We start from the raw sequence: 14,733 nt of genomic DNA, 5'->3' as shown, positions 1-14,733 counted from the left end.
CATTAACCGATATTGCTTAATAACTACTCATAATAATATACCCTATTTACTCTTCTACTAATGCCCGTAAATACTTCATACGGTATAGTATCTAAGCTTTTCGCGATTTCTTCAACTCGGATATTTGGACCGAATATCTCCACCTCTTGCCCTTCGTTTGCATCTAAACCTGTAACATCTAGCATACACATATCCATACAAATATTACCCACAATAGGTGCTAACTGAGCGTTAACTAACATTGCGCCTTTTCCGTTACCCAGGTGCCTATCTAAACCATCAGCATAGCCAACTGGTACAATGGCAATATCCGAATCGTAATCTAACTTCCCTTGTCTGTTATAACCTATGGTTTGTCCCTTAGGCACTTTTCTAATTTGAGATATGTAAGATCGGAATTTAATGACATTACTTAATTTATGCGATTCTATTGGACCAATGCCATACATACCAATTCCAATGCGAACCATATCATATTGATGATTCGGAAATCGCAGAATACCAGCAGAATTCAGTATGTGCTTATCTACTTTTCTATTGATTGTTTTTTCAATTTTAGCTACAAGGGCATCAAATAGATTAAACTGATGCATTGAGAAATCATCAAAAGCCTCATAATCACTGCCTGATAGATGCGAAAATACGGATTGCACTTTTAAGAAGCTATATTCCTTCAACAGAGCATTTAAAAGCCAGACATCTTCATTATTGAAGCCTAGCCTATTCATGCCTGTATCAATTTTAATGTGCACCGGATATTCGGTTATTGCTTCGCTTTGTAAGGCCGCAACAAACGACTTTACCACCTTTATACTATACAACTCAGGTTCTAAGTTATAATGTAGCATTGTTGAAAAGCTCTTCTCCTCAGGATTCATTACAATTATTGGTAAGGATATGCCAGCTTTGCGTAGCTCCACACCTTCATCAACAAAAGCCACTCCCAAATAATCAATTTTCTGATGCTCAAGTACGTTTGCAATCTCAAACGAACCACTCCCGTAACTAAAAGCCTTAACCATAGCCAACACCTTGGTATTTTTATGAAGTTTACTTCGATAAAAATTTAAGTTATCAACCAATGCATTTAAATTAATCTCTAATCGAGTTTCGTGATGTTTTTGTTCTAGTGCAGCTGTTATCTTTTCAAATTCAAACGATCTTGATCCCTTAATAAGGATAGCCTCATTATTAAAGTCGTTTTGAGTAACATTTGACAATAAAACATCCGTAGAATTATAAAAGCGAGCGTTCATTTGAAAACAAGTAGCATTTCTGCTCAAGGCTTCCCCCACTGCATATAATTTTGAAACGCCCTTTTTAAGCAACAATTCGTTTATTCTACTACAAATTTCTTCATCGGTTAATCCACTCTGGTATATATCCGATAAGATTAAGGTTTTGGATGAGTTTGTTCCCTTACTTTGTTGACTTAAAAAGTCGAGAGAAAGCGAAAGAGAAGATATATCAGAGTTGTAGGAGTCGTTTACCAGTATACAATTATTTATACCCTCTTTTAATTCCATTCGCATGGCAACAGGAACTACCTTTGCAAGATTACTCTGAATATACTCTGCAGAATAACCCAATACAAATAAACAGCTAATGGTATTTAATAAATTTTCCTTTGAAGCAGCATCGGTATAAGAGCTATCAAATAAATACTCCTCACCTTTGTAGGTTAAACTAAAGCTCCATCTATCATCAACAGATTTAGTGCTTACTTTAATTTGAGCGTTATCTGATGTTCCCCAAGTAACTTTATTGATAAGGGGATAAGTTTTATTTATTTCGTCATCTATTAAAGCATCATCAGCACAATAAATAATTGTGGAACAACCTTTAAATAGCTTAATCTTTTCTTTTAGTTTTTGACTTTGCGATTCAAAATTCTCGCGATGAGCAGAGCCTATATTGGTGATAATTCCAATATTTGGTTGAATAATAGACTCGAGCTTACTCATTTCATTGGGCTCTGAAATACCAGCCTCAAATACGCCCAACTGACTCTGTTCGGTTAAATTCCAAACGGAAAGAGGAACCCCCACTTGGCTATTATAACTCTTTGGCGAACGCACCAGTCTACGGCTGCTACCTACCATTTGAGCGAGCCATTCCTTAACAACAGTTTTACCATTACTACCTGTAATGGCAACCACATCGCACTTACTTTTTAATCGTTTGGCTCTTGCTAAACTCTGTAAACCTTCAACGCAGTTATCAACAATAATAAAGTTGGCTTCTTTACATTTATGAAAATACAAAAAGGTATGATCAACCATAAAGTTACGAACCCCAAGCTCGTAGAGCTTAGCTATAAAATGGTGCCCATCGTTGCGCTCTCCTCTAATGGCAATAAACAAGGCATTGGCAGCATCAGCAATAGTTCTACTATCAATAGATAAATATCGTATGCTTTGGTCATTATTAATAATAACCTTTCCGTCAATCCACTCTGATAACTCTAATAATTGATAACTCTCCATTTTCACTTACAATTTTAGACTTTCTGCAAACCGGTATAACAATCTCTGCAAAGCGGTTCGTATTCTGATTTCTCTCCCAACATAATGCGCGCCTCTTCTGTAGCCAAACGATGTGAGTATTGGGCTAAATTTCCGCAACGCATACAAATAGCATGAACCTTTGTAACATATTCTGCACAGGCCATTAAGCCAGGCATTGGTCCGAATGGTTTCCCCTTAAAATCCATATCTAAACCTGCTACAATAACTCTAATTCCCTGATTGGCTAACTGATTACAAACATCAAGCAAACCGGTGTCGAAAAACTGAGCTTCATCTATTCCTACAACATCAACATTGCCGCATAAAAGTAAAATATTTCCTGAAGTTTCCACTGGTGTGGATACAATTGAATTGGCATTGTGCGAAACTACCTCATCGGTACTATAACGAACATCGATATGCGGTTTAAATATCTCCACTCGTTGCTTGGCAATTTTTGACCTGCGCAAACGACGTATTAATTCTTCGGTTTTACCTGAAAACATAGACCCGGCTATTACCTCGATCCAACCATTTTTGGCATTGGTATTATTTGATTTTTCTAAAAACATGAGACGATATACCCAAATTTAGTGCGAATAACTTTATTTTTATCTCTTTAACGTATTACGGGCTTTTATAAGCAAGCAATCATTAACTTTGCAAAGAAAGTAAGAAAAAAGACTTTATATTTTATTCTTGATATATTTTTTATGGATAAAGAAGCATTATTAAGTATCATTTTAAATGATCTCAGTGAGATTGAAACACTCATTAAGTCATTTCAGGGACAGGCAAATATTCCGAATGCATTTATTGAATTAACTGAAAAAAAAGTAAGCCACCTTACGGAAGAGCTTAATATGCTAAAAGGCTTAGGTGCTAATACTGTAGAGAGTAAGCCTATTGCAAAAACTGAACCCATAAAACAAGAAACACCTGTTGCTCCGAAAGAAATTATTCAGCCTGAGATTATACCAGAAGCCAAGGCAGAAGAGCTTACTACAGTAGAGCCAATTGCTACTGAGAAGGAAGAAAGTATAGTTAAGGAAGAGATAATTGAAAATAAGACCACTGAAGAACTTGTAAAAGAGACTTCGGTTATTGAAGCGAAGCCAATTATTGAAGCTGAAAAGCCCAAAGAAATTGTGGAAGAAAAACCAACTGCAACTGCTGTAAAAACAGAAGCGGTGGCAACAAAAACAGAGCAAGCAAATAACTTACGACTTGGTGAAACTTTACAAAAGGGCAAAAGGGCTTTAAACGATCAAGTTACTCATGCTGACATTAGTAAAAACCTATTGGGAAAACCCGTTGCCGATTTAAGCAAAGGATTGGGTATTAACGATCGTTTTTTATACCAGCGAGAGTTATTTAATGGCAATGCCACGTTAATGTCGGATACGCTGGGCCAACTTAACGAAATGGATTCATTTGAAAGTGCACTTACTTTTCTGAAATCGAACTTTAATTGGGAGAATGAAGAGCTGAGTAAAAACTTTTTCAACTACGTACAACGAAGATTTTAATACAACATAATGGGTAAATTATATATTGTTCCAACCCCAATTGGAAATTTAGAAGACATTACTTACCGTGCCTTACGAATTTTAAAGGAGGCTGATTTTATTTTAGCTGAAGATACGCGTAAAACAGGCTTTTTATTAAAGCATTTTGAGATAGAAGCCAAAATGTTTTCGCACCATAAGTTTAACGAACACAATACTTCTGATAATGTGGTGCAGCATATATTAGCTGGACAGACGGGTGCTTTGGTTTCGGATGCAGGTACACCGGCTATTTCAGATCCGGGTTACTTACTAGTGAAACATGCTATTGAGGCTGGCGTTGAGGTAGAGTGCCTACCGGGTGCCACCGCTTTTGTTCCGGCCTTGGTGAACTCAGGTTTACCGAACGACCGCTTTTGCTTTGAAGGTTTTTTACCACAGAAAAAAGGCCGACAAACTAAAATGAAATTATTGGCTGAGGAAACCCGCACAATGATTTTTTACGAATCGCCTTTTAGACTAACAAAAACCTTGGCGCAAATGGCCGAATATTTTGGCGGAGAAAGACAAGCTAGTGTTTCGCGCGAAATAACTAAATTGCACGAAGAGAATGCCAGAGGTACTTTAGATGAGCTTTTTGCCCACTTTGATGCCAAAACAGTTAAAGGTGAAATTGTAATTGTGGTGAGCGGAAAAGTGGAAAAGGAAACTAAGAAGGAAAAGAAATATAAGAAGGATTAACAAACATTGTTAATTGGCTGATGATAGAGGCACAGGCTTTAGAACCCAGCTGGCTTAGGGATAGAAGCGGCATCCTTTGAGAGCCCATTATGGCGAACAAAGATATAGCGCATAGCCCGACCCGCAGGGGAAGCCCCAAAAAATAATTAAGAATAACTATAAAATAATTATCATGAAGAAACTAATTGCATTGCCTTTATTGGTGCTATTATTTGCTTGTAACAACCAAGGACACAAAACTACTCAAGAACAAAACGATTCGTTGATAATTGCCAATGCTGAGTTGGAGAAGATTTCGAATGAATTGGTGACTTCTTTAATTAGTATTGATGATAATTTGCAGGAAATAAAGAAGAAAGAGAATTTGATTGATGTGAATTTGAACTCGTCGGAAAAGAATTCGAGAAGTATTCAGGATCAGATTAACAGTGATATTCAATCTATTTACGATTTGATGCTTGCCAACAAAGCTGAAATTGCAGCCTTGGAGAAACAGCTAATTAGTAACCATTCGTCGGATAAAAAACTGAACGATTTAGTAACGCGACTTAACAGACAGTTAGAGGAAAAAAGGATTGAAATTATTAAGCTAAAGGAGCAGATTAATAAAAAGGATATTCAGATTGCAGCCCTAAACTTTACGGTTGAAGGAATGGAACAGGTGCTTGACTCGCTTAACAAAGAGAATAAAGGTGCCACTAGTGAGTTAAAAATGGCCGTTAAAAAATTATATACTGCCTATTATTCGTTTGGTACTAAAAAGGAACTGAAGGAACACAAAATATTAACTGCCGATGGTTTTTTAAGTAAGGCTAAGTTACTTGAGGATAGCTTTAATGAGAACTATTTTACTGAGATTGATATTAGAGAAACAGACTCTATTGCCTTGTACAGACCAAAGGTGAAGATTCTTTCGAACCACCCAAACAGTTCGTACAGCATTGATACTGACGACGAGGGCAATAAACTTGTAGTTATTACGGATAAAGATGCCTTTTGGAGTATCTCGAAATTTTTTGTGGCTCAGGTTAACTAGTAAAAAACGGCGTGAATTTTATTTAAACGTCCAAAAAGCGCTTGGGCGAGCAATGAAATTTCTGCATTACAAGAAACACGGCTTAGGGAAGCTTTAAAGTTTCTGCATTGGAAGAAAAAGGGCTTGGGGAAGCTTTAAAGAAACTTTAAAGCATGAAAAAGCCTTTGGGCGAGCAATGAGAAAATTTCACGCACCATTAATTTTATTAGGCCGTAAAATAATTTCACAGCCCTATTTAGTTTTAGGGCTTTAAAAAAAATTACCTCTTATATATGTTACCACAAAAATACAAGCACTTATTTTTCGACTTAGATCATACGCTTTGGGACTTTGAAACAAACTCGCTACATACGCTTGAGCAGCTTTTTGAAAAGTACCATTTGGGTAATAATTTTGAGAGTTTTAAGCATTTCTACGATAGGTACGAAGCCTATAACAATGAGCTTTGGGAATTATACCGCCTGGGGAAAATAAATAAAGCAAAACTGAACTTCGATCGTTTTCATACGCCTTTTTCAGAGGCCGGATTAAAGTGCGAATCAACGGCAGAGAATTTTGCGAGCGACTATATCACTGTTAGTCCTACCAAAACAATGTTAATGCCTAATACACTGCAAGTATTAGAGGCCTTAAAACGCAAGCACCAACTGCATATTATTACCAATGGTTTTAAAGAGGTTCAGTTTACCAAACTTAAAAATAGTAAGCTAAAGCCATTTTTTACCAAAGTGTTTATTTCGGAAACTATTGGTGCTTCGAAACCTAAAAAATCGTTTTTTGAGCATGCAGTAAGAAGCACCAATGCTCGCAAAAGCGAATGCTTGGTTATTGGCGATAATTTAAAAACGGATATTGATGGGGCTATTAATTTTGGGCTCGATTACGTTTTCTTTAACCCACAAAAAAAGCCGCACACTCGCACTTTAATGCATGAGATTAGCGACTTACAAGAATTACATTCGATAGTTTAAAGAGATAATAGATAGTAGACTTATTCGCATTACACCCAATAGTCTATTATCTTTTTTCTAATAAGCAATGGCGTCCTAAACATTTTTATATAATGTGCTGCACGCCTTGTTTAGTATCGACCTCAGCCAGTGAACCAAAAAACTGGATTGAAATGACGGTTAAAAATTGTTTTCTGTTTGAGTGCTTTGAGGCACGAAAAAGTGCGAGTTTAAAACAATTTCAGTCATGAAACCTAGTTTTTTGAGTGAAATGGGTGCAGTCGACGGTCTTTTTGTCTACTTTTTTGACTGTAGAAAAAAGTAGAAGCCTTCACGGCTTGAGTGAAAATTTAATTAGGAAAACATTGTCTAATAACCTAAAATCTAAAAAGGAACATCACTATCATGAGGCGATGGTGGTAAATCAGGCAATCCAACTTCTTTGGCAAAATTAGAACCCGAACCTTCAGGCTCATTCATTTTAGAGCCAAAAGTAACCGATTGTCCGCCTTGATCCATTCCTAAGTCAGCACCAAAAACGCCCGTATCCGGATCTTCAAATCGTGCTAGCTCACCTCTAAATCGAAGGTTTACATCGCCTGTGGCACCATTACGATGCTTTGCAATAATAATCTGCCCCATTCCAATAAGGTTATTACCTTGCTCATCCTCAGTAATACCATAATATTCTGGTCGGTGAATAAAACATACCATATCGGCATCCTGCTCAATGGCTCCCGACTCACGAAGATCGGATAGTTGCGGACGTTTACCCTCTGCTCCTGCCCTTCCTTCAACACCACGGTTAAGCTGCGATAGCGCCACAATAGGAATATTCAATTCCTTTGCCAAGCCTTTAAGGTTACGCGAAATTAAACTCACCTCCTCCTGACGAGAGCCAGGATTCATACCACTTGCGTTCATTAGCTGCAAGTAGTCAATTATAATAATGCTTATATCGTGCTGTTTCTTTAACCTACGCGCTTTGGCTCGCAATTCAAAAACCGACAATCCGGCTGTATCATCAACATAAATAGGCGCATCAATAAGGTTTTGTATTTTATGATCGAGCTGTTGCCACTCGTAAGGCGCTAAATTACCCTTCTTAATTTTTTCACCCGTAATTTCAGTCTCTGAAACTATCAAACGATTCACCAATTGCACATTGGCCATCTCAAGCGAAAATACGGCAACTCCTTTTTTATGCGTAAGTGCCATGTTACGTGCCATAGACAGTACAAAAGCAGTTTTACCCATCGCAGGACGCGCGGCAATTACAATCATATCGGTATTTTGCCATCCCGAAGTAATTTTATCCAACTCAGCAAACCCCGAAGGTACCCCACTCAAACCATCATCACGCTGCGAGGCAATCTTAATCATTTCCATCGCCTCATCAATCACCGGGTTAATCTGAGTAACATCCTTTTTCATATTACCCTGACTTAGGGTAAAAAATGAACTTTCCGACTCATCAAGCAAATCATCAACATCAATACTTTCGTCGTAAGCTTTGCTCTGAATATCACTACTTATGCGTATTACCTCGCGTTGCAAATACTTTTGCCAAATAATACGAGCATGGTATTCAATATGCGCTGCCGAAGCAACTCTACCCGTTAATTGCGTTATAAAATAAGCACCCCCAACCTCATCTAAATCGCCCAAAGCTCGCAACTCTTCAGTAACCGTAAGCATATCAACAGGTAATTCCTTGGTTGATAAACTCACAATAGCCTTGTAAATTTTCTGGTGGGTATCTTTATAAAAACACTCTGGCTTTAAAATCTCACCAACTGTTAAAAAAGCCTCCTTCTCAAGCATTAAAGCTCCTAAAACAGCCTCCTCCAGTTCTAAAGCCTGAGGTGGCATTTTACCAAACTCTAAATCTTGTTTCGGTGCTGCCTTCTTAGGGGTGTATTTTCTATCTGCCATAATTATTATATCAATTCTAAAATTTGGGGGTTACAAAGGTAAACATCTATCTTAATTTTCAGACATCGATATTCTTTTTTTGACATTAAAAAATGTGTAAATAATCAATAAAAACACACGCAATAGTTATTAAATGTAAAGCCAATTAGGGGCTTCCCCAAGGGGCGGGCTAAACGCTATATCTTTGCTTCGCCATAATGGGCTCACAAAGGATGCCGCTCTTATCCCTAAGCCAATTGGGTTCGAGCTGCGTATATTTTACACAAGCCTCCAATAGAGGTTTAAATGCCTATCACAAGTAATTAACAATTTACCTTTTTACTTGAAGTGGCCTTATTTTTCCCTAAAAAAGAAATTCCAGCAATAACTATTACCGTGCCCAGTATTTGATAGATAGTTATTTTCTCATCTAAAAATATTACTGCCAATACTATAGTGCTTATGGGGCCTACACTACCAAGCACTGCTACATTAGAGGAGCCCAAAATACGGATGGCCTCGGCTAATAATAAACTCGGAATAATAGTACATACCACAGCCATTATGGCCGATAACTGATAAATCTCTGCTGGATAATCCCATAAAGATCCTCCTCTATTTATAAAATAGTGTATAACAATACCTATAGTAGCCACAATCATTGCATAACTGGTAAAACGCCATATACCAAACTTAGGAATTAAACTACCTGTACCTACCAAATAAAACGCATATGTAATGGCACTTAATACAATAAATATAGCTCCTAACAACAGGCTATCGCCATCAGAACTCACATAATTATAAAAGGCTAATAGAACACCTATATAAGTAATTACTACGGCTATTTTCTGCTCTCGCGATGGCTTAACTTTAAAAAACAAAGCCGAGATTAATAACACCATGGTGGGGTATATAAATAATATTAAACGCTCTAAACTTGCCGATATATATTGCAAACCTTTAAAATCGAGAATACTGGCCAAGTAATATCCTAAAAATCCCAAGGCTATTACAAATAAGTAATCCTTTTTATTTAAACTACTACTGCGTTGTTTCAAAGTACTAATAATGGCAAGAACAATATAAATAGGTAAAGCAAAAAGCATTCGAAGCGTTAAGATACTTACGGCATCAATATTAAAACCATAAGCTACTTTTACTAATACAGCTTTAGATGAAAAGAATACAATTCCGATTAACGCTAATAAGTAAGCATAAGCGTTTGTGTTAAAAAACTTTCGAACCATAATTATAGAATTTAAGGTAAAGGCCATTTAGCTTTGTTGAGAAATTATGAGAGTATACTTTTTATATCACTCTTCATACTTCTCAACAACTTTAAACAAGCACGCAAAAAAAAGCCTCTCGAATATATTATTCGAGAGGCTAATTAGTGTAATAATTTATATCTGTATACTACATAACAATACGCTTATGCCCGAATAAACTAATATTATTCACGAGCCAGAGCTTTAATATTGCAGTATGTATTGTATTTGTTCTCATTGCTAAAGCAAAGCTATAAAAACCGTTAAGTAAAAGCACTGTGTTATAGTATAAAAATTGTTAATACTATTACGTGTTCAATAGTGCAAGTTGAAAGGTGATACGCAGAATGAAATTATATTAATCAACACTTATTAAATCAAGATGCAACTAATACGAACCTAGCTTTATTTATAAAACAATACACCTCGTTTAAAAAACAGACTATGCTATTTGTAAAACCACAGAACTACAATTAAAATATACCAACTGGAATCTAGTACTTTAGCTTTGTGCGAATACCATATTTTCTTACTTTTGCCTCCGTCCATTAAAACCACTTATGAAAACCAAGCCGCCAAAAGTTTCTGCATAGTTTATCGATGAATATTTAAAGGGCAAATAGCCATTAACGCATCTTTAAGCAATCAAAGGCATTTAACCTAAATTTTGTATTATGATAAAATACACAAGCTATTTGAAGCATTTAACAGCAGAAGAGAATGATCGCATAAAAATACTCAATGTAAAACGTAATAAATAAATAAATTTAAATATGCTGTTTAGTAGCCTACACTAATAATATGAATATTAACCAATAATTATAACAACAATGAAAAAGCTATTGTCTCTATTAGCCCTAATGGGCTTTATGCAAATTAATGCACAATCAATAGAAAGCGAAACCACACGTTCAGGAGTATATTATGCCTTAAAACTGAATGCAAAAACGGTTTTCCATGATATTGATATTGCGCTCCGTAATTATGGGACTCAAGGAGTGTATACCGAAAGTAGTTCAACTAGTAGTATAGGGTTAAATTTAGGCATGGGTTACCACATTAACAAGAAACTTGATGTTGCTATAAACCTGGCATACGATGAGTATTTAGGTGATGTTTCATACACACTTGATCTGTACGATCAGTACTTTCCGTATATTCTTGAGCTAAGGTCGATGCCATTAACAGCTCAGTTTAAGTATAATTTCTCGGAGCGTATTTCATCATGGTATGTATCTGGCGATATCGGTACCCAACTCAACTGGTCAGGCAAATGGGCTTCAGGAGCAATTACAGCAGCAAGCTTTGGTAAGTCAATTCCTATTTCATCAAAAGCCAACTTAGATGCAGCCCTTACCTTCGATTACCGCACAGTTACAAACATCCCTTATGTGGTTGATAAAATATATAGTTTAGGGGTGTCTTTCGGAGTAAGCTTTTAATAGCTTAACTCCAATTTGTGTCAAGCTATCTTGTTTTAATTATAAGTAATCTTTAACCAAGCCTTACCTAAAACTTACTCTCTCCTTTTTCCTAACCCTATTGTGAATCAATTGCACAACTGAACTATCCATAGACCTTGAAGCATCAACTAACAAGGCAATCTGGTTCATTATTCTCTTGGTAACTATCTCTCTTACTATCCCAATGAGATACTATCTTTTACCTCTTATATAAAATCGACCATTACTTCCACTTTTGCGATTGTAGTTAAGGTTATGTTAATATCCATATACTTTAGCTACACATAGGTTAATGTTAAGTTAAACAGAATTACAAGCTTGATCTATGGAAATAAATGCACATATATTTGTGATCATAATTAGTAAACAAACCAACTGTAAACAAAATATATGAGACAGATTCGCAACTTACCATAAGATCACTTCCTATTTTTTCATGTTCTACAACATTTTTGCACTTTGGAAGGCATGTGTGCTTTATTTAAAATATGATATATCTCATATAAAAACAAGGGGTATCCATTTACAAAAGCACTGTTTTAAACCTCATTAAACGTTATTAATCAAGCCCTTTTCAGATTTGCTTAGCATGATATAATTTATAGGTTTGTATTAACCGATAACCAATATATGAACGAAGTCGAGCCATGATTCAATAATTATTATCAATATTAAGTTACTCGCATAAGCCATGCTTATGTAAATAAATAACCCCATGCCTTGTTTGGTGCAAGGCATATTAAACCTATATTAATAATGATCAAGTATTCTTTATTCAAAAATCATTTTACCCAAGCAGAAAAAGATTGTGTGGTCTTTATTCAAGAGCGACGCACTATTACCCTGCCCGAGACTATTGAAACAATGACGGGTAGAGGTAAATCAATAACCGATACCCAGGTATTGAGTGTGTTAAATGAATTTTCTCATGTGGTATCTGAGCACCTCAAGCAGGGCGATTCCATATCCACTGTTGCGCGAATACCTTATAAGTTTACTAAGCAATATCTTATAAGATCTACTACTTGTGATTTAAGCTGAAATATAATTAAGACTAAACACCTATTTCTATAATCACAGACCACATAAACTAAACATCAATAATAAATAAAGCTATGAGATTTATATATGTAATAATAGTGAGTACACTAGTAATGATTTCATGTGATAAAGAAGACGAAACGTATACACTATCAGAGCAAAGCAGTGGTGTAGTAGCTGTAAATAATGTATTGCAGTTTTCCAACGATGCGCAATTAAGTAATACCATAACAAGCTTGTTAGAGATGACCTTTGATGAGCAAAAGCAATGGGGTAAAAGTAAAAGGTTTGTTTCTTTAAATATTAGTTATAACGATTCGGATGCATGCACTGTAAATAAAGGAGGAGACGACTCACAACCCATAACCAATATTGAAACAGGATATGTTAGTTCTGATCAGTATACAGGAAATTATAATGATACTAGCACTAGAATTCCCGATAATAAAGGAGATGGCTCACATACCTTAACCACCCTTGAAACGGATTATGTTTCTGGCAATCAGGGACCACAAATATATGCCTACTATAATACAGATTTCGATGCTTCCGAATTGGCTTTAATATGCAACCCCAATGGTTTATTTTCGGTAGGGGGTACTATTTATCAAGCCCCTGTGTTATTAACTAGTGATAGCGTTGATGTTGATTAATCCATTAGTAGTTAACACGATTCATTAAGAAGTTGTTGATCTTCAATTATAATATGGAAGCGAATATATAGCTAAAGTTAAAGGCTAAATATTCGCTTTCTGTCATTAATAAACCAATACTAATTTATAAGCATAAATAAGCAAGTACTTTGTTTATTGCTATAGTATGTATCATTCCATTATAGGTTCATGTACACTATTGAAAGATGATTTTAGATGAACCCTAAAGTGTGAAAGTTATGTTAAAATTATTTTGATATAGCTAACAAGTAGTTAATGTTAAGTTAAACAAACTTATTGACTTGATTTATAGTTGTAAATCCGCATATATTTGTAATCATAATCAATAAACGAACCAACTGTAATGACAAAGCCTTTTCTATGTTTAAGTATCATAAGTTTCATAACAACTTATGCTTTTGCACAACCACAAAGTGGTATAAAGCTGGGGGTAAACCAAACTATTATTCCCAAGAATGAAACCTATAGTTTTCAGCCCCAAATAGGATCTTCTATTTCGTATCAGCAAGTATTTAAGTTTACCGATAAATGGCACCTTGCTCTTGGCTTAGGTTATCAGATGAACTCTTTCATTATATCGTATAACGATAACTTAAATGCCGATGAAAAAATGAGTGAAGAATCCTTAATTGTTCCGCTAACTATCAATTACACCTATAATAAAACATCAGTAAAACTTGGGTACCAGTATCAATACATTAGCGATGTTGACTTATTTGGCAAAGGAGGCTTACCTAGTCCTGATTTTCATGTAAATTCAGTTACTACCGGTATTGCTTATAACTTTGGTTTTATCGATTGTAGTATTGATTATATATATACGCCTAAGCGAGAAATGTACTATACTTCGGTTTATGCCGAACCCGTTGTACAAGGTGGGTATGTGACTGAACCAATAGTTACTTCAAGTATGAGCACCATTCAACTTTCTGTAACCATACCATTAGGTAAAAAACGTAAATAATATATCCAAAACCACATAATTATGAAAAAACTAATTGTGAGCCTATGCATCATAGGCCTTATGTCGACCTATGCCTTTGCGCAGCCACAGAGTGGTATTAAAATAGGTACCAATACATCCTTTGTGAATAATACTAATGAATTTGATTACAAACCTCAATTGGGACTTGGTATTAGCTATCAGCATGCGTTTAGCTTTACCGATAGTTGGCACTTAACATTGGGGGCAGGCTACAATATGTATAGTACTTCAGCTACTAGTAAAACTGATAACTACGGTAATATACCAAGTCATCAATCTCAAACGGCTGAGTATTTATCAGTACCCATTGCCATCAATTATACATTTAACAAATTCTACCTTAGAGCAGGTTACCAATATGGCTACAAAATTGATGTAAGCCTATTTGTTGATGAAGGCGTTCTCCAAAGTAACCCTCATGATCATTCAGCATTAATTGGTATAGGCTATAATCTTGGCTTTGTAAATCTAGAGCTAGAATATACTAGCTCTTTAAATCAATCGAGAAAAGGAAATGGTTACTCTTATTATGATGGAGGTTCTACTAATATGGTATACTCCCCTGGTACTAGAAAACTAAATGTTTTGCAAGCTTCTGTAAGCATACCCTTAGGTAAAAAGCGTAAATAATATATCCAAAACC

13 protein-coding genes are annotated in these 14,733 nt (G+C 35.8%); 9 read left to right on the top strand and 4 right to left on the bottom strand.

Annotation, left to right across the window (positions count from 1 at the left end; all coding sequences use genetic code 11):
* Window positions 1-23 precede the first annotated feature (23 nt).
* Entirely contained in the window at window positions 24-2,486 is a 2,463-nt protein-coding gene (locus A8B35_RS10815; protein WP_068472784.1) for a bifunctional UDP-N-acetylmuramoyl-tripeptide:D-alanyl-D-alanine ligase/alanine racemase, read from the bottom strand.
* Between the two features lie 14 nt (window positions 2,487-2,500).
* The gene (locus tag A8B35_RS10810; RefSeq protein WP_068472782.1) at window positions 2,501-3,079 is read right to left on the bottom strand and encodes a thymidine kinase; all 579 of its coding nucleotides are present in this window, start codon (window positions 3,077-3,079) and stop codon (window positions 2,501-2,503) included.
* A 141-nt stretch (window positions 3,080-3,220) separates the two neighbouring features.
* Between A8B35_RS10810 and A8B35_RS10805 the strand changes: the two genes are divergently transcribed.
* From A8B35_RS10805 to A8B35_RS10790, 4 genes are all read left to right on the top strand, one after another.
* Window positions 3,221-4,036 carry a hypothetical protein gene (locus A8B35_RS10805; protein WP_068472781.1) on the top strand — a complete coding sequence of 272 codons (816 nt, stop codon included), beginning with the start codon at window positions 3,221-3,223 and terminating at the stop codon, window positions 4,034-4,036.
* A gap of 9 nt (window positions 4,037-4,045) precedes the next feature.
* Window positions 4,046-4,756 (top strand): 16S rRNA (cytidine(1402)-2'-O)-methyltransferase, encoded by a 711-nt coding sequence (rsmI, locus tag A8B35_RS10800; RefSeq protein ID WP_068472779.1) that lies wholly within the window; start codon window positions 4,046-4,048, stop codon window positions 4,754-4,756.
* A gap of 172 nt (window positions 4,757-4,928) precedes the next feature.
* A complete protein-coding gene (locus A8B35_RS10795) occupies window positions 4,929-5,792 on the top strand; it encodes a Cbp1 family collagen-binding glycoprotein adhesin (protein ID WP_068472777.1) in 864 nt (287 codons plus the stop codon).
* A gap of 272 nt (window positions 5,793-6,064) precedes the next feature.
* On the top strand, window positions 6,065-6,763 hold the full coding sequence (locus tag A8B35_RS10790; RefSeq protein ID WP_068472775.1) for a YjjG family noncanonical pyrimidine nucleotidase: 699 nt from the start codon (window positions 6,065-6,067) through the stop codon (window positions 6,761-6,763).
* 363 nt (window positions 6,764-7,126) lie between these two features.
* Here the strand turns inward: A8B35_RS10790 and dnaB are convergent, their stop codons facing one another.
* Both dnaB and A8B35_RS10780 read right to left on the bottom strand, forming a co-directional pair.
* Window positions 7,127-8,677: a replicative DNA helicase gene (gene dnaB / locus A8B35_RS10785; protein ID WP_068472773.1), complete on the bottom strand. Its 1,551-nt coding sequence runs from the start codon at window positions 8,675-8,677 to the stop codon at window positions 7,127-7,129.
* A 302-nt stretch (window positions 8,678-8,979) separates the two neighbouring features.
* Window positions 8,980-9,906, bottom strand: coding sequence for a DMT family transporter (locus tag A8B35_RS10780; protein ID WP_068472770.1), 927 nt, complete (start codon window positions 9,904-9,906; stop codon window positions 8,980-8,982).
* 851 nt (window positions 9,907-10,757) lie between these two features.
* Between A8B35_RS10780 and A8B35_RS10775 the strand changes: the two genes are divergently transcribed.
* The 5 genes from A8B35_RS10775 to A8B35_RS10755 all read left to right on the top strand — a co-directional run bounded on the left by A8B35_RS10775 (window position 10,758) and on the right by A8B35_RS10755 (window position 14,720).
* On the top strand, window positions 10,758-11,369 hold the full coding sequence (locus A8B35_RS10775; protein WP_139314868.1) for a hypothetical protein: 612 nt from the start codon (window positions 10,758-10,760) through the stop codon (window positions 11,367-11,369).
* 777 nt (window positions 11,370-12,146) lie between these two features.
* On the top strand, window positions 12,147-12,431 hold the full coding sequence (locus A8B35_RS10770; RefSeq protein ID WP_068472766.1) for a DNA-binding domain-containing protein: 285 nt from the start codon (window positions 12,147-12,149) through the stop codon (window positions 12,429-12,431).
* A gap of 74 nt (window positions 12,432-12,505) precedes the next feature.
* Complete coding sequence (locus tag A8B35_RS10765; protein ID WP_139314867.1) at window positions 12,506-13,084, top strand: hypothetical protein; 579 nt, start codon at window positions 12,506-12,508, stop codon at window positions 13,082-13,084.
* A gap of 364 nt (window positions 13,085-13,448) precedes the next feature.
* Entirely contained in the window at window positions 13,449-14,069 is a 621-nt protein-coding gene (locus A8B35_RS10760; RefSeq protein ID WP_068472763.1) for a hypothetical protein, read from the top strand.
* Window positions 14,070-14,090: 21 nt separating this feature from the next.
* Entirely contained in the window at window positions 14,091-14,720 is a 630-nt protein-coding gene (locus tag A8B35_RS10755) for an outer membrane beta-barrel protein (protein ID WP_083634414.1), read from the top strand.
* Window positions 14,721-14,733: the final 13 nt, after the last annotated feature.

The sequence above is a fragment of the Saccharicrinis aurantiacus genome (assembly GCF_001660705.2).
Lineage (GTDB): Bacteria > Bacteroidota > Bacteroidia > Bacteroidales > Marinilabiliaceae > Saccharicrinis > Saccharicrinis aurantiacus.
This window is presented reverse-complemented; position numbering and strand designations above follow the sequence as displayed.

Bases quoted from the DNA above. Each gene is read 5' to 3' on its own strand.
- A8B35_RS10765 (WP_139314867.1), top strand. From the start codon at position 12,506: ATGAGATTTATATATGTAATAATAGTGAGTACACTAGTAATGATTTCA.
- A8B35_RS10760 (WP_068472763.1), top strand. From the start codon at position 13,449: ATGACAAAGCCTTTTCTATGTTTAAGTATCATAAGTTTCATAACAACT.
- A8B35_RS10770 (WP_068472766.1), top strand. From the start codon at position 12,147: ATGATCAAGTATTCTTTATTCAAAAATCATTTTACCCAAGCAGAAAAA.
- A8B35_RS10815 (WP_068472784.1), bottom strand. From the start codon at position 2,486: ATGGAGAGTTATCAATTATTAGAGTTATCAGAGTGGATTGACGGAAAG.
- A8B35_RS10810 (WP_068472782.1), bottom strand. From the start codon at position 3,079: ATGTTTTTAGAAAAATCAAATAATACCAATGCCAAAAATGGTTGGATC.
- rsmI (WP_068472779.1), top strand. From the start codon at position 4,046: ATGGGTAAATTATATATTGTTCCAACCCCAATTGGAAATTTAGAAGAC.
- A8B35_RS10780 (WP_068472770.1), bottom strand. From the start codon at position 9,906: ATGGTTCGAAAGTTTTTTAACACAAACGCTTATGCTTACTTATTAGCG.
- A8B35_RS10755 (WP_083634414.1), top strand. From the start codon at position 14,091: ATGAAAAAACTAATTGTGAGCCTATGCATCATAGGCCTTATGTCGACC.
- A8B35_RS10805 (WP_068472781.1), top strand. From the start codon at position 3,221: ATGGATAAAGAAGCATTATTAAGTATCATTTTAAATGATCTCAGTGAG.
- A8B35_RS10775 (WP_139314868.1), top strand. From the start codon at position 10,758: ATGAAAAAGCTATTGTCTCTATTAGCCCTAATGGGCTTTATGCAAATT.
- A8B35_RS10790 (WP_068472775.1), top strand. From the start codon at position 6,065: ATGTTACCACAAAAATACAAGCACTTATTTTTCGACTTAGATCATACG.
- dnaB (WP_068472773.1), bottom strand. From the start codon at position 8,677: ATGGCAGATAGAAAATACACCCCTAAGAAGGCAGCACCGAAACAAGAT.
- A8B35_RS10795 (WP_068472777.1), top strand. From the start codon at position 4,929: ATGAAGAAACTAATTGCATTGCCTTTATTGGTGCTATTATTTGCTTGT.